This window comes from Reyranella sp. GW821-FHT12G01, assembly GCF_058806575.1.
Window position 1 is genome coordinate 719,903 of record NZ_JBXAPV010000002.1, and the last position, 17,472, is coordinate 737,374.

17 protein-coding genes are annotated in these 17,472 nt (G+C 67.5%); 5 read left to right on the top strand and 12 right to left on the bottom strand.

Annotation, left to right across the window (positions count from 1 at the left end; all coding sequences use genetic code 11):
* The 3 genes from AC1RP5_RS22850 to AC1RP5_RS22860 are packed head-to-tail and all read right to left on the bottom strand — an operon-like array spanning position 1 to position 2,894.
* Positions 1-756 (bottom strand): IclR family transcriptional regulator, encoded by a 756-nt coding sequence (locus AC1RP5_RS22850; protein ID WP_493114552.1) that lies wholly within the window; start codon positions 754-756, stop codon positions 1-3.
* A 28-nt stretch (positions 757-784) separates the two neighbouring features.
* Positions 785-1,768: a Bug family tripartite tricarboxylate transporter substrate binding protein gene (locus AC1RP5_RS22855; protein ID WP_493114553.1), complete on the bottom strand. Its 984-nt coding sequence runs from the start codon at positions 1,766-1,768 to the stop codon at positions 785-787.
* Between the two features lie 49 nt (positions 1,769-1,817).
* Positions 1,818-2,894, bottom strand: a complete 1,077-nt coding sequence (locus AC1RP5_RS22860; protein WP_493114555.1) for an LLM class flavin-dependent oxidoreductase — start codon at positions 2,892-2,894, stop codon at positions 1,818-1,820.
* Positions 2,895-2,998: 104 nt separating this feature from the next.
* On the opposite strand from AC1RP5_RS22860, the gene cysQ reads away from it, so the two are divergent.
* From cysQ to AC1RP5_RS22880, 4 genes are read left to right on the top strand one after another with little or no spacing between them, the layout of a single operon-like run.
* Entirely contained in the window at positions 2,999-3,793 is a 795-nt protein-coding gene (gene cysQ, locus AC1RP5_RS22865) for a 3'(2'),5'-bisphosphate nucleotidase CysQ (RefSeq protein ID WP_493114556.1), read from the top strand.
* Positions 3,790-4,767 (top strand): L-threonylcarbamoyladenylate synthase, encoded by a 978-nt coding sequence (locus tag AC1RP5_RS22870; RefSeq protein ID WP_493114558.1) that lies wholly within the window; start codon positions 3,790-3,792, stop codon positions 4,765-4,767. Before cysQ ends, AC1RP5_RS22870 begins: the two co-directional genes overlap by 4 nt.
* A gap of 24 nt (positions 4,768-4,791) precedes the next feature.
* The gene (locus tag AC1RP5_RS22875) at positions 4,792-6,261 is read left to right on the top strand and encodes an FAD-binding oxidoreductase (RefSeq protein ID WP_493114559.1); all 1,470 of its coding nucleotides are present in this window, start codon (positions 4,792-4,794) and stop codon (positions 6,259-6,261) included.
* Positions 6,261-7,691 carry an FAD-binding oxidoreductase gene (locus tag AC1RP5_RS22880; RefSeq protein ID WP_493114560.1) on the top strand — a complete coding sequence of 477 codons (1,431 nt, stop codon included), beginning with the start codon at positions 6,261-6,263 and terminating at the stop codon, positions 7,689-7,691. Before AC1RP5_RS22875 ends, AC1RP5_RS22880 begins: the two co-directional genes overlap by 1 nt.
* A gap of 137 nt (positions 7,692-7,828) precedes the next feature.
* Here the strand turns inward: AC1RP5_RS22880 and AC1RP5_RS22885 are convergent, their stop codons facing one another.
* From AC1RP5_RS22885 to AC1RP5_RS22910, 6 genes are all read right to left on the bottom strand, one after another.
* Positions 7,829-8,137, bottom strand: coding sequence for a hypothetical protein (locus tag AC1RP5_RS22885; RefSeq protein ID WP_493114561.1), 309 nt, complete (start codon positions 8,135-8,137; stop codon positions 7,829-7,831).
* Entirely contained in the window at positions 8,134-9,000 is an 867-nt protein-coding gene (locus tag AC1RP5_RS22890; protein WP_493114563.1) for an isocitrate lyase/PEP mutase family protein, read from the bottom strand. Before AC1RP5_RS22890 ends, AC1RP5_RS22885 begins: the two co-directional genes overlap by 4 nt.
* Before the next feature lie 117 nt (positions 9,001-9,117).
* On the bottom strand, positions 9,118-9,669 hold the full coding sequence (locus AC1RP5_RS22895) for a YMGG-like glycine zipper-containing protein (RefSeq protein ID WP_493114565.1): 552 nt from the start codon (positions 9,667-9,669) through the stop codon (positions 9,118-9,120).
* On the bottom strand, positions 9,666-11,543 hold the full coding sequence (locus AC1RP5_RS22900) for a serine/threonine protein kinase (RefSeq protein ID WP_493114567.1): 1,878 nt from the start codon (positions 11,541-11,543) through the stop codon (positions 9,666-9,668). Before AC1RP5_RS22900 ends, AC1RP5_RS22895 begins: the two co-directional genes overlap by 4 nt.
* Before the next feature lie 15 nt (positions 11,544-11,558).
* The gene (locus tag AC1RP5_RS22905) at positions 11,559-12,443 is read right to left on the bottom strand and encodes an adenylate/guanylate cyclase domain-containing protein (RefSeq protein ID WP_493114568.1); all 885 of its coding nucleotides are present in this window, start codon (positions 12,441-12,443) and stop codon (positions 11,559-11,561) included.
* Positions 12,444-12,595: 152 nt separating this feature from the next.
* Positions 12,596-13,366: an enoyl-CoA hydratase/isomerase family protein gene (locus AC1RP5_RS22910; RefSeq protein ID WP_493114570.1), complete on the bottom strand. Its 771-nt coding sequence runs from the start codon at positions 13,364-13,366 to the stop codon at positions 12,596-12,598.
* A 73-nt stretch (positions 13,367-13,439) separates the two neighbouring features.
* Here AC1RP5_RS22910 and AC1RP5_RS22915 point away from each other — a divergent pair, with 73 nt between their 5' ends.
* Entirely contained in the window at positions 13,440-15,230 is a 1,791-nt protein-coding gene (locus AC1RP5_RS22915) for an acyl-CoA dehydrogenase (RefSeq protein WP_493114571.1), read from the top strand.
* Here the strand turns inward: AC1RP5_RS22915 and AC1RP5_RS22920 are convergent.
* From AC1RP5_RS22920 to rplQ, 3 genes are all read right to left on the bottom strand, one after another.
* Entirely contained in the window at positions 15,181-16,338 is a 1,158-nt protein-coding gene (locus AC1RP5_RS22920) for an MFS transporter (protein ID WP_493114573.1), read from the bottom strand. The genes AC1RP5_RS22915 and AC1RP5_RS22920 overlap by 50 nt on opposite strands.
* A 76-nt stretch (positions 16,339-16,414) precedes the next feature.
* Positions 16,415-16,879, bottom strand: coding sequence for a GNAT family N-acetyltransferase (locus AC1RP5_RS22925; RefSeq protein ID WP_493114575.1), 465 nt, complete (start codon positions 16,877-16,879; stop codon positions 16,415-16,417).
* A 158-nt stretch (positions 16,880-17,037) separates the two neighbouring features.
* Positions 17,038-17,460 carry a 50S ribosomal protein L17 gene (gene rplQ, locus AC1RP5_RS22930; protein ID WP_493114577.1) on the bottom strand — a complete coding sequence of 141 codons (423 nt, stop codon included), beginning with the start codon at positions 17,458-17,460 and terminating at the stop codon, positions 17,038-17,040.
* Between the last annotated feature and the right edge of the window lie 12 nt (positions 17,461-17,472).

The window sequence follows — 17,472 nt, forward strand, 5'->3', positions numbered from 1 at the left end:
TTATCGCGCGCGAGGCGGCGCGCCCATGAGTCGCGAGATCTCGTCCGCCGCTGCGGTCAGCAGCGGGATGTAGCGGCTCAGGATGTCGGGCGTGAGCCGCTCGACCGGCACCGTCAGCCCGATCGCGGCAACCGGCCGGCCGGCATGGTCGAAGATCGCCGCCGCAGCGCCGCCCACCTGCTCTCGCCACTCGCCGGCATTCGTCGAATAACCGTCGAGCCGGATCTTCTCCAGCGCCGCCAGCAGATCGTCGCGCCGGTAGAGCGTATGCGGCGTGAAGCGCGGCAATTCCTCCGGCAAGGCCAGCAGCGCCTCGGGCGGCTGTACCGACAGCAGCGCCTTCCCCGTTGCCACGCAATGCGCCGGCGTGCGCTGGCCGATGCGCGAATAGGCACGTACCGGCTGGGTGCTCTCGACATTGTGGATCGAGACGACCTCGCAGGTGGCCATGTCGAGGATGGAGAGATGCGCGGTCTCGTCGACCTCAGCGACGAGACGCTGCATCACCGGCGTGGCGACCTGGGCGACATCGAGCCGGCTGATGATCATCGCGCCCAGCTCCCACAGCCGGGTCGTGACGGTGTAGCGTTGGTCGATCTGGGTGACGTAGCCCCGGCTTCCCAAGGTCTGCAGCAGCCGATGCACGTTGCTCTTCGACAGGCCGAGCTTCATGGCGAGCTCGGTGACGCCGAGCGGCGCCTTGCTGGAGGCCAAGGCTTCCAGCACCGTGAGTGCCTTGACGACCGTCGTATCCATGCCGCCTACCTTCGTTATCCGACGCCCGTCAGTCGAGCGTGATGTTCAGCGAGCGGACCAGCGGCTCCCAGAGCGCGCGGTCCTTCGCCATGTACTTGTCGGCCGAGCCCGGCTCCTGCGGACCGGGGATCACGATCGCCAGCGGCTCGAAGCGCGCCTGCAGGACGCCCGAGGCCAGGATCTTGTTGATCGCGGTCTCGATGCGCGTAACCACGGCGGCCGGCGTCGCCTTCGGGACGGCCAGCGCGTACCAGCCCAGCGCCTCGAAGCCGGGATAGCCGCTCTCGGCCACCGTCGGGATCGAGGGCTCGACGGCCAGGCGCTTCGCGCTGGTGATGGCGAGCGGCACGACCGTCTTCTGCGCGATCTGCGGCAGGGCGCCGGAGACGACCTCGGAGAACATCTGCACTTCGTCCGCCAGCAGGGCGCGCATGGCGCCGGCGCTGCCGGGATACGGGACGTGCGTCATCTTGATGCCGGCCTGCAGGGCGAACAGCTCGGCCGCGAGATGCAGCGAGGAGCCGAGGCCCGAGGAAGAGAAGTTCACCTTGCCGGGGTTGGCCTTCGCGTAGGCCACGAACTCCGACAGCGTCTTGGCCGGGAACTTCGGATTGACGATGAACACCACCGGCACCTCGGCGATGATCGACACCATCTTGAAGTCGCGGTCGGTGTCGTAGGCCAGGCCCTTCTTCAGCAGCGGGTTGAGCGTATAGGTCGTGCCCGTGCCCAGCAGCATCGTGTAGCCGTCGGCCGGCGCATTGGCGGCCGCCGTCGCACCGATCGCCGTCGCGGCACCGCCCTTGTTGTCGACGATCACCGGCTGGCCCAGTTCCTTGGACAGCGGCTCGGCCAGCACGCGCGCCAACAGGTCGTTCGTGGCGCCCGGCGGATAGGGCACGATCAGCTTGATCGGCTTGTCGGGATACTGCTGCGCCGACACCGCCCCGGCGAAGCCGAGCGAAAGGGCCGCGACGCCCGCGAGAGCGGCGCAAAATTGCTTCCTGAACACGTTTCCTCCTGTTTGAACTCTTGTCTTCCGTCTTGCGCGACGGACGGCCTCAGGCCGCCGCCGCGAGCTTCTGATCGATCTCGAGAGCACCCGCCTTGAGGCGCGGGATCAGCTCACGCCCGAAGTCCGTGACGTCGCCCAGCGGGTCGAAACCGCGGATCAGGAACGAGGCCACGCCCATCCGGTAGTACTTCAGCATCGCCTCGGCGACCTGCTCCGGCGTGCCGACGAGGCACGAGGTGTTGCCCTTGCCGGCGGCAGCACCGGCGACCGGCATCCACAGCCGCTCGTCATGCACGTCGCCGCGCTTTGCCAGTTCGACCAGGCGCTCGGCCGACTTGTCCTGCGCCTTGGTGGGCATCGTGCCGCTCGACTTCAGCTCGTCGAGGATCTTCTTCGCCTTGTCCCACGCCTTGCCTTCGGTCTCGGCGATGATCGGCCGGAACGAGACGTTGAAGCGCGGCGTGCGGCCGAACGGCTTGGTCATGGCGCGGAACTGGGCGATGCGCTCGGCGGTCTCGGCAAGCGGTTCGCCGAACATCGCGAAGGCATCGCAATGCTGCGCGCCCATCTCCATCGCGCCCGGCGAGGAGCCGCCGAAGAACAGCGGCGGGTAAGGCTGCTGGAAGGGCTTGGCTTCCGAGAACACGTCCTTGAAGCGGTAGAACTTGCCCTCGTAGTCGAACGGTTTGGTCGAGGTCCAGACCTTGCGCATCACGTCGAGATACTCGGCGGCGCGCACGTAGCGCTCTTCCTTCGGCGAGAAGTCGCCCTCGCGCTGCTGGTCAGCGTCGCTGTTGCCCACGATGATGTGCAGCGCCAGGCGACCGCCGGAGAGCTGGTCGAGCGTCGCCGCGGCGCGTGCCGCGATGGTCGGCGCCACGACGCCCGGGCGATGGGCGATCAGGTAGGAGAGCGTCTTGGTCTGGCAGGCCGCGTAGCTCGCAACGTTGAAGCCCTCGGCCGACGACGCGTAGTAGCCGACCAGCACGTAGTCAAAGCCCGCGGCCTCATGAGCCTGCGAGAACTCGCGCAGGAAGGTCGGCGAGATGCCACCGGCGATCACGTGCAGCGCAGTCCCCTGCGGCGGGGCCACGCCGATCATTCCGATCACTTTGACGGGCATCGCTTCCTCCGGTTATTCTAAATATTGGAACGTCGTTCCAATATATTCGCGATGCTCAAGTTTGCTGTCAAGCCGAAGCCGCCAGCGTCTATAAGAGCCGCGCCATGACCCATTCCCTGCCCCCCTTCGAAACCCTCCGGGACGCCTGCACCACCATCGCCGAGGAGGCCGCGCGCGAGATCATGCGCATCTATGCGGGCGATCTCGGCGCCCGTGACAAGGCCGACAAGAGCCCCGTCACCGACGCCGACCACGCCGCCGAGGCAGTGATTCTAGCCGGCCTGCGTAAGCTGGCGCCGGGCACGGTGATCATCGCCGAAGAGGAGATGGCGGCCGGCCGCGTGCCTACGCTGAACGGCGGCCCGTTCTGGCTGGTCGACCCGCTCGACGGCACCAAGGAGTTCATCAAGAGGAACGGCGAGTTCACGGTGAACATCGCGCTGATCGAGGACGGCCATCCGACCCTCGGCATCGTGCTGGCGCCGGCCACCGAGACGCTGTGGCGCGGCGCCAAAGGCCTTGGCGCCGACAAGCGCCAGGGCAACAGCGCCTTCGAGACGATCCGCACGCGCACGCCGCCGCCCGAGGGCCTGACCGCCTGCGCGAGCCGCAGCCACGCGATCTACAGCGACCTCGACATCTGGTTCCGCAACAACAACCTCACCGTCGCCGATCGCGTGCAGGCAGGCTCGTCGCTGAAGTTCTGCCTGATCGCCGAGGGCAAGGCCGACATCTATCCGCGCTTCGGACCGACCAACGAGTGGGACACCGCGGCGGCCCAGGGTGTGCTCGAGGCAGCGGGCGGCGAAGTCGTCACGGTCGACGGCGCGCCCTTGCTCTACGGCAAGCCGCGCTTCTCCAACCCGCACTTCATCGCCCGCAGCCTGGCGGCGCGATGAGCGTGGTCGAGGCGACGGCGCAGTCGATCGCCGAGGCCGCGGCAACGCTGCGCGACGGCGGTCTCGTCGCCTTTCCGACCGAGACCGTCTACGGGCTGGGCGGCGACGCCACCAACGAGAGCGCGGTCGCCGCGATCTTCGAGGCCAAGGGCCGCCCGCAGTTCAATCCGCTGATCAGCCACGTGCTCGATGCCGCCGGTGCCCGCGCCTTCGTGCGCTGGAGCGACACGGCGGAGAAGCTCGCGGCCCGTTTCTGGCCGGGCCCGCTCACGCTGGTGCTGCCGCGGGCCGAGGGATCGCCTATCGCGCTACTGGCAACCGCCGGCCTCGACACGGTCGCGATCCGCGCGCCCTCGCATCCCGTGGCGCAGGCGCTGATGCGCGCGACCGGCCGGCCGATCGCCGCGCCGTCTGCCAATCGCAGCGGCGAGGTGAGTCCGACGCGGCCCGAGCATGTCGCGCAATCGCTCGGCTCACGCGCTCCCACCATTCTCGATGGCGGTCCCTGCCTCGTCGGGGTCGAATCGACAGTGCTCGATCTCACGACGGCGACTCCCATTCTGCTGCGTCCCGGCGGCGCGACGCGCGAAGCGATCGAAGCCGTCATTGGCCCGATTGCGCTGAGCGACGCAATCCCGAGCGGCGATGCCGCGCGCAAGTCGCCGGGCCAGCTCGAAAGCCACTACGCGCCGTCGCGTCCCGTGCGGCTCGAGGCGACGTCCGTCACGCCCGACGAAGGCCTGCTCGCCTTCGGTCGGGACATGCCGTCCGGCGCCATGCTGACGATGAACCTCAGCCCGACCGGCAATCTCGGCGAGGCCGCCGCCAACCTGTTCGCCATGATGCGATCGCTCGACCGGCCGGGCATCGGCCGCATCGCCGTGATGCCCATTCCGCACACCGGCCTCGGCCTCGCGATCAACGACCGGCTCCGTCGCGCCGCTGCGGATGACGGCACCGACAGGCAGCGCTAGTCTGCCGCAAAAGCAGAGGAAACAATGCCCGATACCGCCATCATCCCGACCATTCCGACCGCGCCCGTCACGTCCGCGATCCTCGACAGCCTGCGTGCCATCGTGGGCGACAAGGGCCTGATCGCCGACGACCAGGGCAAGCAGCCCTTCGTCACCGACTGGCGCGGCTCGATCGTGGGCAATGCCGCGGTCGTCGTGCGGCCGGGGAATGTCGAGGAAGTCTCCAAGGTCGTGAAGCTCTGCCACGACAATGGCATCGCCATCGTGCCGCAGGCGGGCAACACCGGCCTGATGGGTGGCGCAACGCCGTGGCCCACGCACACCGGCATCGTCCTGTCGGTCGGTCGCATGAACAAGGTCCTGAACGTCGATACCGTCGGCTACTCGATGACCGTCGAGTCGGGCTGCGTGCTGCAGACGCTGCAGGAGACCGCGGCCAGCCACGACCGCTTCTTCCCGCTGTTCCTCGGCGCCCAGGGCTCCTGCATGATCGGCGGCAATCTCTCGACCAACGCCGGCGGCGTGCAGGTGCTGCGCTACGGCAATGCGCGCAACCTCGTGATGGGCCTCGAAGTCGTGCTGCCGAACGGCGACATCTGGAACGGCCTGCGTGCGCTCAAGAAGGACAATACCGGCTACGACCTGAAGCACCTGTTCATGGGTGCCGAAGGCACGCTCGGCATCATCACCAAGGCGGTGCTGAAGCTGTGGCCGGCCGCCAAGGACACCGCCACCGCCTGGCTCGCCATCCGCGATCCGCAGGCCGCCATAGAAATCCTGTCCGAGGCGCATGCCGCCTCCGAGGACAATGTCGGCTCGTGCGAGCTGATGAGCCGGACCTGCACCGACATGGTCCTGCGCAACATTCCCGGCACGCAGGATCCGCTGAAGGCCGACACGCAGTGGTTCCTGCTGCTCGAATGGACCTCGGCGCGCCCCAAGGTGGAGGGCACCGAGGGCATGTCGGAGAAGATGGAGCAGTTCCTCGCCGACCAGATGGAAGCCGGCCGCGTGCTCGACGCCGTGATCGCCCAGAGCGAGGCGCAGGCGCGCAACATGTGGGTGATCCGTGAATCGGTCGCGCCCGCGTCGCGCGCCGAAGGGCCCGGCCTCAGCTACGACATCTCGGTCTCGATCTCGAAGGTGCCGGAGTTCATCGAGCGTGGCCTGAAGGCTGCCCTCGACATCCTGCCCAGCATCCGCCCCTACCCGCTCGGCCATATCGGCGACGGCAACATCCACTTCTCCTTCATGGGACCGAAGGGAATGGATCGCCCGACACTCAGCCAGTATTCGCCGGCGATCACGCGCGCGGTGAACGACCTGGTGACCAGCCTCGACGGCTCGATCTCGGCCGAGCACGGCATCGGCATCGACAAGCTCGACGAGCTTGCCCACTACCGCAGCCGGATCGAACTCGACACGATGCGCACCATCAAGCGCGCGCTCGATCCGAAGAACATCATGAACCCCGGCAAGGTACTGCGCGTCTGATGACCGATTTCGTTGAAAAGCTGCGCGCCATCGTTGGCGACAAAGGCCTGATCACCGACGAGCAGGGCAAGCATCCCTACGTCACCGACTGGCGCGAAAGCTTCGTGGGCGGCGCGCTGGCCGTCGTGCGGCCGGCCAACACCCAGGAAGTGGCCGACGTCGTGAAGCTCTGCGCGGCCGAGAAGGTCGCGGTCGTTCCCCAGGGCGGCAATACGGGCCTGGTGGGTGGCGGCACGCCCAACGAAAAGGGCCGCGAGATCGTGCTGTCGCTCAACCGCATGACGCGCATCACCGACATCGACCTGATCGGCTATTCGATGACGGTCGAGGCGGGCGTCATCCTGAAGACCATCCAGGAGACCGCTTCGGCCAACGACCGTCTGTTCCCGCTGTCGCTGGCGGCCGAGGGAAGCTGCACCATTGGCGGCAATCTCTCGACCAACGCCGGCGGCGTGCAGGTGCTGCACTACGGCAATGCCCGCCAGCTCGTGCTCGGCCTCGAGGTCGTGACGCCCCAGGGCGAGATCTGGAACGGCTTGCGCGCGCTCAAGAAGGACAATACCGGCTACGACCTGCGCGACCTCTATCTCGGCGCCGAGGGCACCCTGGGCATCATCACCCGCGCGGTGCTGAAGCTGTGGCCCAAGCCCAAGGACATCGCGACCGCATGGGTCGCCGTCACCTCACCCGAGGCCGCCGTCACCCTGCTGAGCGGCGCGCATGCCGCCTCCGAGGACAATGTCACCTCCTGCGAGCTGATGGGTCGCCAGGGCATCGACCTGGTGCTACAGCACATTCCGGGCGCCACCGATCCGCTGGCGGAGAAGCACGACTGGTACGTGCTGCTCGAATGGTCCTCGACCCGCGCGCGCCGCGATGGTGAGAATGCGGGCGGCTTGCGCGAAAAGATGGAAGCCTATCTCGGCGAGGCGATGGAAAACGGCCTCGTGCTCGACGCGACCATCGCCCAGAACGAGACCCAGGCCCGTGCGCTGTGGAGCCTGCGCGAGAACCATACGGAGGCCTCCAAGAAGGAAGGCCCGTCCGTGAAGCACGACATCTCCGTCGCGGTGAGCAAGATCCCCTCCTTCGTCACCGAGGGACTCGCGGCAATGAGGAAGGCGCTGCCGGAATGCCGGCCGGTCACCTTCGGCCATGTCGGCGACGGCAATCTCCACTTCAATTGCCAGGCGCCGGCCGGCTGGGACAAGGCGCGCTTCCTGCCGCACACCCATGCGGTGAATGCGGCGGTGTACGACCTGGTCGTGAGCTATGGCGGATCGATCTCGGCCGAGCACGGCATCGGCCTGCTCAAGGTCGACGAGCTCGCCCACTATCGCAGCAAGGTCGAGATCGACACGATGCGCACCATCAAGCGCGCGCTCGATCCGCAGAACCTGATGAACCCGGGGAAGATCGTCAGGGTCTAAAAAAACCCGTCGTCTCGACCGGAGCCTCGCGAAGCGAGGCGCAGCGGAGAGACCTTCTTTCTACGAATAGGCGGCTTTTAGTGGAGAGAAGGTCTCTCCACTCCGCGCCTGCGGCGCTCCGGTCGAGACGACGGGATTTACGGCCTCGGCGTGCGATCGTTGGAGCGATCGACGATCTCGAACTGGACGTCGGTCACCGGGCCGTCGTGATGGTGACGAGCCGGCGCCGGAGGCGGCGCGGGCTGAAGATCGCGGCGGAAGAAGCTCATGATCCAGCGCTTGGCCCTGAAGGCCAGCAGCAGCACCAGCAGGACCGCGGCGACGCCCGCGATCACGGCGAAGCCCAGGACCGCCAGCACGACGAAGCCGATCAGGCCCAGGATCGCCTGGATCCAGACGCGGGGCGGCAGGCGCGACAGCATCTCCAGGAACTGCTTGCCGTTCATGTCGCCCAGCGCTTCTCGAAGTCCCAGACCTCGGGGAAGCCCATCAGCCCGTGGATATCGTCATACTGCGGAGCCTTGTCGCCGACGCTGGTGCCGGCCGCCTTGAGGTGCGCGAACGACTGACGCATCGCCTCCGCCGCCACGGTAAGCCCGAGGACCGGATAGATCGCGAGGTTAAAACCCCACTTCTTCAGCCGGTCAACCTCGGCGCGCGGCGTCTTGCCGAACTCGACCATGTTGGCGAGCAGCGGCTTGCTCACTTCCTTCCCGATGCGTTCCAGCTCGGCTTCGCTCTCCGGCGATTCGACGAAGATGATATCGGCGCCAGCTTCTTCATAGAGCTTGGCGCGACGCAGCGCCTCGTCGAGCCCGAGCGCCGTGCGCGCATCGGTGCGCGCCACGATCAGCGTCTCCTCGTGGCGGCGCGCGTCTGATGCGACACGCAGCTTCGTCGCCATGTCCTCGGCCGGCACGACCCGCCGTCCCGGCGTGTGACCGCACTTCTTGGGCATCTCCTGGTCTTCGATCTGGATCGCCGCGACGCCCGCCGCCTCGTAGCCGCGGATTGTGCGCTGCACGTTCAGGAGGCCGCCATAGCCGGTGTCGGCATCGGCGATCAGCGGCGTCTCCACCACCGAGCAGATCATCTCGGCGCGGCCCAGCATATCCGAGTAAGTCGCGAGACCTGCATCCGGCAGCCCGAGCATCGAAGCGGTAGCGCCGTAGCCGGTCATGTAGAGCGCCGGAAAGCCCATGCGGTCGGCGACGCGCGCCGAGATGCCGTCATAGATGCCGGGCGCCAGGATGAACTCGCCTCGCGCCAGGAGGTCCCGCAGCTTCGTTGCTTGTCGATTGCCTGCCATGTCTCTCTCCTCGCCCAGGAAAATGACGGAGTTGTGTCGCCCGGACCAGTCCCACTGCAACGAAAACGGCCGGCGATCAGGGACCGCCGGCCGTTCGTTCTCGAAAGTGTCAGCCGATCAGACGGAGACGGGCTTCAGTTCCTGCGAGCCCGCCGCCTTGCAGAAGGTCGTGGTCTCGGTCGTGGTCTGACCGTTCTTGGTCGCCGTCAGTTCGATCGGGCGGCAGGTGCTGCCGTCGGCACGGCTGCTGGCCGCACCGACCGGCTTGGCGCTGACAACGGTCGGCGGCGCGGTCGTCGAGGACGACGAGGAAGTCTTGGTCGGCTCGACCGTGTAGGTGGTCGCGACGTTGTTCTGGGCGACGAAGGCGTTCTGCGTGGCTTCGGCCAGGCGACGGCGCTCCTGATCGTCGAGCGCACGGCCCACGAGATTGCCGGCCAGTCCGCCGATCAGCGCACCGCCGACGACACCACCGACCGACCCGAAAGCCAGGCCGCCCACGAGACCGCCCAGGCCTGCGCCCACGACGGTGCCGGTCGTCTGGTTGGTCGGCTGACCGCGATCGTCCGTGCAGGCCGCGACAAGGCCGAGCGCCGCGATCACGCCCACGATACGCAGCGCGATCTTCCTGCCAGAGAAGAAAGCCGAGTCAGCAGTCAATGCAGTCATTTGGCGCATCTCCGTTTGTAATCTGGGACGGTCACTCTACCCCAAAGGTATTGTTTGCTGCCACGGGCATCATCCTCGGCGTCGGCATAGGAGCGCGGCGCGTCGCACGAGGCCAGCAGCAGGCCAGTCCGGACCAGAACCAATGCGAGATCGTCGCGGTCCGAATCGGGGATGTCCGCCAGCGGATCCTTGGCGGTACGCTTGGTGATCAGGCAACGATAGAGCGGCGTGCCGTCGGTCAGGCGATCGGTCTGACGGCAGCGCAGGTTGCGCGGCTGCGCGGCCAGCGAATCGGCGGCGAGCTTGTGCAGCGCGGGATCGTCGACACTGTCCACGCCCTGCAGCCTGATCTCGCCATTGCGGTCTTTCAAGCCGATCAGCATCAGCGTCTTGCCGAAATGATCGAAGTTGCCGGCGACGTTCTCGGTCGCTTTGCGTGCATCCTCGATCGCCTTCTGGCGCGCGGCGGCTTCCTCGGTGGCCTTGCGCTGCGCTTCCTCGTCGGCGCGCTTCTTCTCCGCGATCTCGGCCTCGACCTTGCGGCGCGTATCGTCCTCGAACTGGCGCCGCGCGGCATCGGCCTCGGCCTTTTGCTTCGCCTCGAGGTCGGCCTTGGCCTTCGCGTCCTGCTCGGCCTTCGCCTTGGCTTCCTGTTCGGCCTTCTCGGCACGCAGCTTGTCGGCTTCCTCGGCGGCCTTGCGCCGGGCTTCCTCCGCCGCTTCCGTCGCGGCGCGCGCCTTCAGCATCTCCGGATCCGGACCGCGCGTGGCCATCGCGTAGTAACCACCGCCGCCGATCGCCAGCAGCACGAGCGCGGCAATGCCGATCCACAATCCCGTCTTGCTCTTCGGCGCGGGCGGCGGCGAAGACAGCGACGGCGCCGTGGTCGCGGGCCCCAGCACGGAGACGCGGCCGGCCGGCGCCTCCTCGCTCTTGCCCATGACCATCGTGGCGCCGGGTTCGGGCGCCGCAGTCATGCCGAGGATCGGGCGCCAACCCGCAATCGATTGCGGCCGGTCGCGCGCGGCGACGGTGAGGCCCGCATCGACACCCGCGAGGATGCCCGGTGAGAAGCCCGCCGGCGCCATCTTGCCGAGCGGCTCGTAGCCGTCGTCCAGCATGCGGTCGAACGCGTTGGGCGGCGCCTTGCCGGCGACCGCGTGATAGATCGTGGCCGCGAGGCCGTAGATATCGGTCCACGGCCCCTGCTTGGCCGACGTCATCTGTTCGGCCGCGGCATAGCCCGGCGTGAAGATCGCCGTCATCGCCGCCGTGCGGCCGACCATGGCCGCGCGCGATGCGCCGAAATCGATCAGGGTCGGATTGCCCGTGGCGTCGAGCAGGATATTGGCCGGCTTGATGTCGCGATGCAGGAAGCCCGCCGCGTGGACCTGCTCCAGCCCGTCGAGCAGCGGCCACAGGATGCGGTCGACTTCCTCGGGCTTCAGCCTGCCGCCGGTGTTGATGCGATCCTCGAGCGTGGCGCCGCTCAGCAGCTCCATCACGATGTAGGCCGTGCCGTTGGCTTCGAGGAAGTCGAAGACCTGCACGATGGCCGGCACGCGATGGAGGCTGGCCAGCGTCCGGCCCTCGGTGACGAAGCGGTCGCGACCCCAGCCGAAATCGTCGGCCATCTTGGTGGTGCGCGGCAGCACGGTCGAACCGTCCTGGCGCACGGCCAGGGCCGAAGGCAGATACTCCTTGATCGCCACTTCGCGGCCGAGCTGGATGTCGCGGGCGCGATAGGTGATGCCGAAGCCGCCTTGTCCCAGCACCGATACGATCTCGTAGCGGCCGATCGTCTGGCCGGCCTTCAGCGAGACATAGTCGACCTCGGGCGGAGTGGCGCCGGCGATTGTCGTGGGATCGTTCATGGGCGTTGCACGCCGCTATGTATGATGAACGATCAGCTCGACGTCGCCGAGCCGCAGCTTCGATCCCGCCTGCAGGGCCACCGGCGCGCCGGCCTTGAGGACCGTGCCGTTGACCGCCGAACCGTTGGTCGAGCCGAGGTCCTCGACCTGCAGTGCCTCGCCCGCGACGCTGAGCTTCGCATGCCGCCGCGACACTGTCGGATGCGGCACCACGAGTTCGCACTGATCGGCGGCGCGACCGATGAACATGCCGCCCGACTGCCCGACCAGCTTCTCAAACGACACTTCGAACGTGTGCTTCCGTCCCGCCGAATCCGGTCCCTCGAAGCGCAGCGTGATCTGCGGCACCATGCGCGTCGTCGTGCCCGGCGCCAGCAGCTTGGCCTGCCGCACGTGGAACACCTGCACGGCGCGGCTCACGTTCTTCAGCTGATGCTCGCCGCCGTCGTGGAAGACGTATTCAACGCGCAGCTCGACCAGGTCACGCACCGCGCGCGACACGGCGATGCCGCCCGGCTCCGCCAGGGTCTGGATGCGCGCAGCGAGGTTCACGCCGTCGCCGAAGATGTTCTGGTCCTCGTCGTCGATGATGACTTCGCCGAGATGCACGCCGATGCGGAACAGCATGCGCTGCTCCTCGCTCAGGGCCTCGTTGAAGCGGGCCATCCGTTCCTGAATGTCGATCGCGGCGGCGACCGCCGACACGGCCGAGCCGAACTCGGCCAGCATGGCGTCGCCCGCGGTGCCGACCAGCCGGCCGCGGCCGGAATCGATCGCCGGACGCCAGACCTCGATCTGCGCCGACTTGAGATGACGGAACGTGCGCGTCTCGGCACCTTCCATCATCCGGGTGAACCCGGCGAGGTCGGCATGGACGATGGCGGCTAGGCGGCGTTGCATGATGTCTTCGGTAGTGCGGCCATATATCGATTTGCCGCCGGTCTGCAAGTTACACTGCCGATGGGGTTTCGGCACGGGTCGGATGTTGCCCAATCCATGCGCGAAGATTTGGCAAACTTTATGGCACCGGTATCACCACCGATGCCGGCCATTCAGCGCCCCTTGAAGGCCGGCGTGCGACGCTCGCCCAGCGCCGCCAGCCCTTCTTTGAGGTCGTCGGACGTCGCACAGACGCGGGCGCCCGCGCGGATCGCCGGCAGGTCGGGGCTCGCCTGGGCGAACTGGTTGATGGCGTTCTTCATGCCCGAGAGCGACAGCGGCGCCAGGCCGGCGAGACGCGCCGCCTTCTCCGTCACCTTGTCCTTGAACTCGGACCGCTCGACCAGCCAGTCGAGATAGCCGACGGCCAGCAATTCAGTGTCGTTGAAATCCTCGGACAGCAGGAAAGCGCGCTTGGCGAAGCTCGGACTCACCTTCTGTGTATAGCGGCGCAGGCCGCTCGCGTAATAATGCAGCCCGAACCGCGCGGCCGGCATGAAGAACCGCATGCCCTTCACGCCGAGACGGAAGTCGCAGGCCAGCGCCAGATCGGTGGCGCCGCCATAGACGCTGCCGTTCAGCGCGCACAGGGTCGGCATCCGCATCGCCTCGATCTTGTCCATGACCTTCTCGAAGCTGTTCTCGTCGCTCTCCTCGCGGCGCTCGGTCGCCGGGATCGAACCGAGATCGTAGCCCGAGCAGAAGGTCTTCTCGCCCGTGCCAGTGATCACCGTCGCACGCACGGCGGGATTGGCGTCGGCCGTCTCGACCGCCTCGCGCAGCAGCTTCAGTCCCTCGGGATTGAGCCGATTGTGCTTGGCGGGATCGTTCAGGGTGATGGTGGCCACGGGGCCGTCGATGGCGAGCAGAACTGTGTTTGTCATGATGGCTCCAAAATAGCCGAGCCGGTCGCCAAAAGCGACCGAGCGCGGCATATTGCGGACCGGAGGAAATCACATGACTTACACTGCCCCGCTGGCCGACATGCGTTTCGCGCTGCGCGAAGTGGCCGGCCTCGCCGGCGTCGCCGCCCTGCCGGGTTACGAGCATGCGACGGACGACACGATCGACGCCGTGCTCGAGGAAGCCGCCAAACTGGCCGGCAATGGCCTGGCCCCGCTCAACCGCGAGGGCGACAAGGTCGGCGCCCAGCTGGAGAACGGCGTGGTGCGCACCGCTCCCGGCTTTGCCGCGATCTACAAGGAATTCGTCGAGGGCGGCTGGAACTCGCTCCCCTTCGATCCGGAATTCGGCGGCCAGGGCATGCCGTGGCTGCTGGCGACCACGGTGCAGGAGATGTGGCAGGCCGCTAATATGGGCTTCGGCCTGGTGCTGCTGCTGAACCAGGGCGCGATCGACGCCATCCATCATCACGGCTCGGCGGCGCAGAAGGCCGCCTACCTGCCCAAGATGATCTCCGGCGAATGGACCGGCACGATGAACCTCACGGAGCCACAGGCCGGCTCTGACCTCGGCCAGCTCAAGAGCCGCGCGGTGAAGGACGGCGACCACTATCTCGTCACCGGCCAGAAGATCTTCATCACCTACGGCGAGCACGATATGGCCGAGAACATCGTGCACCTCGTGCTGGCGCGCACGCCCGACGCGCCGGCCGGCGTGCGCGGCATCTCGCTGTTCATCGTTCCGAAATATTTGCCCAACGAGGACGGCACGCCGGGCAAGCGCAACGACCTGCGCTGCGTGTCGCTCGAGCACAAGCTCGGCATCCATGCGAGCCCGACCTGCGTGATGTCGTTCGGGGACGATGGCGGCGCGGTCGGCTACCTCGTCGGCGAGGAAGGCCGCGGCCTCTCCTACATGTTCACCATGATGAACAATGCCCGCCTCTCGGTCGGCATCCAGGGTCTCGCGATCGCCGAGCGCGCCTACCAGCAGGCCGCCGCCTTCGCGCGCACCCGCGTGCAGTCGAAGGATGACGGCAGCCCCAAGCCCGCGTCGGTGGCGATCGTCCATCATGCCGACGTGCGCCGCATGCTGATGAGCATGCGTTCCCAGATCGAGGCGATGCGCGCGCTGGGCTACTACACCGCCGCCGGCATCGACGGCGCGCTGAAGCAGCCCGACAAGGAAGCCGGCCGCAAGATCCAGGATCGCGTCGACCTGCTGATCCCGATCGTGAAAGCCTGGTTCACCGACCTCGGCAACGAGATCGCCTCGACCGGCGTGCAGATCCACGGCGGCATGGGCTTCATCGAGGAGACCGGCGCCGCCCAGCACCTGCGCGACGCCCGCATCCTGCCGATCTACGAGGGCACCAACGGCATCCAGGCGCGCGACCTGGTTGGCCGCAAGGTGGCCAAGGACGGCGGCGAGACCATGCTGGCGCTGGTCGCCGAAATGCGCGCCACGGCCGAGGAGATGAAGGCCGCGCCGGGCGACGATCTCGAAGCGATCCGCAACGGCCTGGTGGCCGCCGCCGATGCACTGGAAGATGCCACGAAATGGGTGGCCCAGTCGGTCAAGGCCGAGCTGGTCAACGCGCTGGCGGGCTCGGTGCCCTTCCTGCGGCTGGCCGGCACGGCACTGGGCGGCTGGTTGCTCGCCCGCAGTGCCCTGGTGGCCCAGACGAAGCTCGGCTCACGCGATGGCGATCCGGCCTTCCTCGAGGCCAAGCTGGTGACCGCGCGCTTCTACGCCGAGGTGATCCTGCCGCCGGCCCTGGCCCAGCTCGGCCCGCTCAAGGCGGCGGGGCGGACGGTGTTCGTGCTCTCGGAAGAACAGTTTTAAGCGCACACAAGGCCAGCGCGCCGCCCGCGATCAGCAGCGGCGCGCGGGTCGACAGGCCATAGAGGGCGGTGCTGCCCAACGCCCCGGCGATCCATCCCGCTGCCATGGCCGAATGTAGCCGGCCCGCGACCAGCCCCTGCCGGTGCTCGCCGCCCAGCCGCGCGGCTTCGGTCATCAGGCCCGCCTGCGCCATCCCGTAGCCGATGCCGAGGACCGCAAAGGCCGCGATCAGCACCTCCGGGCTCCGCGTCACCAGGGATCCCGCGACGCCGGCCAGGCAAGTGACGAAGCCCAGCGCCATCAGGTCCTTCGTGGCCAGCGCGAGAGCCCGCACGCCGAAGGCCTGCATCACGAATGCCCCGGCGGCAAAGGCCGCGGAGGCGAAGCCCGTCGTGCGGATCGCGGCGGCGGTCTCGAGCCCGAAGCGGTCCTGAACGTAAAAAGCCATCGTCGGCTGCAGCGCGCCGAAGCCCAGGACCATCACGAAGGCGAGCAGCGCATATCCCGCAAGACCCTCGACCGGTGCGGCCTCGACCTGCGCCGTTGCGACAGGCCGGACGCCCTCGCCCACGCCGGCCATCGCCAGGGCGGCCAACACGACCAGCAGCGCGGCAAAGCCCACCGGCCAGGCGAAGCCCAGGCCCACCAGAAGCGCCACGAAGGCCGGCCCCAGCACGCTGCCGACGCTCACCGCCGCGCCGACCAGGGCGATGCCGCCCTGCCGTCGCTCGCGCGGCGTCACATCGACCGTCCAGGCGATCGCCGCCGGCTGGAGGCCACCCGCGAACAGGCCGTAGACGATGCGGGCGACAAGCAGCCAAAGGAAAGCATAAGGCCAGCGCGTCACGTAGATGCTTGCGAACAGGGCGAGCGACAGCGCGGTCGCGGTGAGTCCCGCCGCCATGACCGGCACCCGGCCGAAGCGATCCGACAGCCGGCCCCAGGACGATGCGGTCAGGAAGAACAGCACTCCGGAGGAGGCGAAGATCGTGCCGACCTCGAATTCGCCGAGGCCGATCTCGCGGCCGAACAGGCCGAGCGTTGCGAAGACGGCGCCGTTGGCCATGGTGGCCGCGAAGACCGCGAACAGGACGATAGCCGACTGCACGCGCTCAGCGTCGACCGAACGCGCACGGCAGGGAAAACACAAATCATTGCCGCGCGTTACCGATCGTTGCAGCGTATTACAGCGTCTTCACCATATGGACACGCATGTGCGCGTCCCTGCCGTGGTCCGGCAGGCCGCGATGGACGATCTCCATGCCGTGGCTGCGGTAGAGCTTGATGAGATGGTCCATCATCTCGGCGGTAATCAGCGACAAGGTACGGTCGCCGCGCGCACGGGCGATCTCGTCGAGCCTCTGGAGAAGGAAGCGTCCAAGACCTGTGCCCTGCTTCGCCGGATCCACGGCCAGCCGATCGAGGTAGAGACCCGCTTCCCGCCGTTCTGTCGCCGCGACGCCGACGATCGCACCGCCCTCTTCGGCCACGAACAAGTCGCCGCGTTCGATCGAGGCCGGCAGCCACTTGTAGTAGTCGGCCGGAATCTCTCGCCCCAACCTGTGCATGTAGGGCGTGAACGCCGCGCGCAGGACGCGGTCGGCGTCGGCGGACTCGGAAGGAAGAGCGAGGCGGAAGGTGAAGGTCATGGCGCGAGATTAGCTCTCCGCTAGCGGCGCGTCCTCATGGGGACCGGGCCTCCAGGCCCGCATCAGAGTCATGAGCGGGCCTGGAGGCCCGCGGTCCAAAAAGAAAACGCCCGATCTTTCGACCGGGCGTTTCTGATTTGGATGCGGAGAAAGAGGCTTTACGCCGCTTCCTGCTGCTCGGCCTTGTCGGCCGACGGACCGCTGTCCTGGCCCTTGGCCGAGGTGTCGCGCTCGACGAACTCGATCACGGCCATCTCGGCGGCGTCGCCGAAGCGGTAGCCGGCCTTGAGGACGCGCAGGTAGCCACCGTTGCGCTTGGAGTAGCGCGGGCCCAGCGTGGTGAACAGCTTGTCGGCGATGTAGGCATCGCGCAGGAAGCCGATCGCCTGGCGACGCGCGTGCAGACCGCCGCGCTTGCCGAGCGTGACCAGCTTCTCGACGATCGGACGCAGGTCCTTCGCCTTGTGCAGCGTGGTCGTGATCTGCTCGTGCTTGATGAGAGCACCCGCGAGATTCATGAACATCGCCTTGCGATGCTCAGCCGTGCGGTGGAATTTCCGGCCGCGATTATTGTGACGCATGACTTATTTCCT

Bases quoted from the DNA above. Each gene is read 5' to 3' on its own strand.
- AC1RP5_RS22850 (WP_493114552.1), bottom strand. From the start codon at position 756: ATGGATACGACGGTCGTCAAGGCACTCACGGTGCTGGAAGCCTTGGCC.
- AC1RP5_RS22860 (WP_493114555.1), bottom strand. From the start codon at position 2,894: ATGCCCGTCAAAGTGATCGGAATGATCGGCGTGGCCCCGCCGCAGGGG.
- cysQ (WP_493114556.1), top strand. From the start codon at position 2,999: ATGACCCATTCCCTGCCCCCCTTCGAAACCCTCCGGGACGCCTGCACC.
- AC1RP5_RS22870 (WP_493114558.1), top strand. From the start codon at position 3,790: ATGAGCGTGGTCGAGGCGACGGCGCAGTCGATCGCCGAGGCCGCGGCA.
- AC1RP5_RS22875 (WP_493114559.1), top strand. From the start codon at position 4,792: ATGCCCGATACCGCCATCATCCCGACCATTCCGACCGCGCCCGTCACG.
- AC1RP5_RS22880 (WP_493114560.1), top strand. From the start codon at position 6,261: ATGACCGATTTCGTTGAAAAGCTGCGCGCCATCGTTGGCGACAAAGGC.
- AC1RP5_RS22885 (WP_493114561.1), bottom strand. From the start codon at position 8,137: ATGAACGGCAAGCAGTTCCTGGAGATGCTGTCGCGCCTGCCGCCCCGC.
- AC1RP5_RS22890 (WP_493114563.1), bottom strand. From the start codon at position 9,000: ATGGCAGGCAATCGACAAGCAACGAAGCTGCGGGACCTCCTGGCGCGA.
- AC1RP5_RS22895 (WP_493114565.1), bottom strand. From the start codon at position 9,669: ATGACTGCATTGACTGCTGACTCGGCTTTCTTCTCTGGCAGGAAGATC.
- AC1RP5_RS22900 (WP_493114567.1), bottom strand. From the start codon at position 11,543: ATGAACGATCCCACGACAATCGCCGGCGCCACTCCGCCCGAGGTCGAC.
- AC1RP5_RS22905 (WP_493114568.1), bottom strand. From the start codon at position 12,443: ATGCAACGCCGCCTAGCCGCCATCGTCCATGCCGACCTCGCCGGGTTC.
- AC1RP5_RS22910 (WP_493114570.1), bottom strand. From the start codon at position 13,366: ATGACAAACACAGTTCTGCTCGCCATCGACGGCCCCGTGGCCACCATC.
- AC1RP5_RS22915 (WP_493114571.1), top strand. From the start codon at position 13,440: ATGACTTACACTGCCCCGCTGGCCGACATGCGTTTCGCGCTGCGCGAA.
- AC1RP5_RS22925 (WP_493114575.1), bottom strand. From the start codon at position 16,879: ATGACCTTCACCTTCCGCCTCGCTCTTCCTTCCGAGTCCGCCGACGCC.
- rplQ (WP_493114577.1), bottom strand. From the start codon at position 17,460: ATGCGTCACAATAATCGCGGCCGGAAATTCCACCGCACGGCTGAGCAT.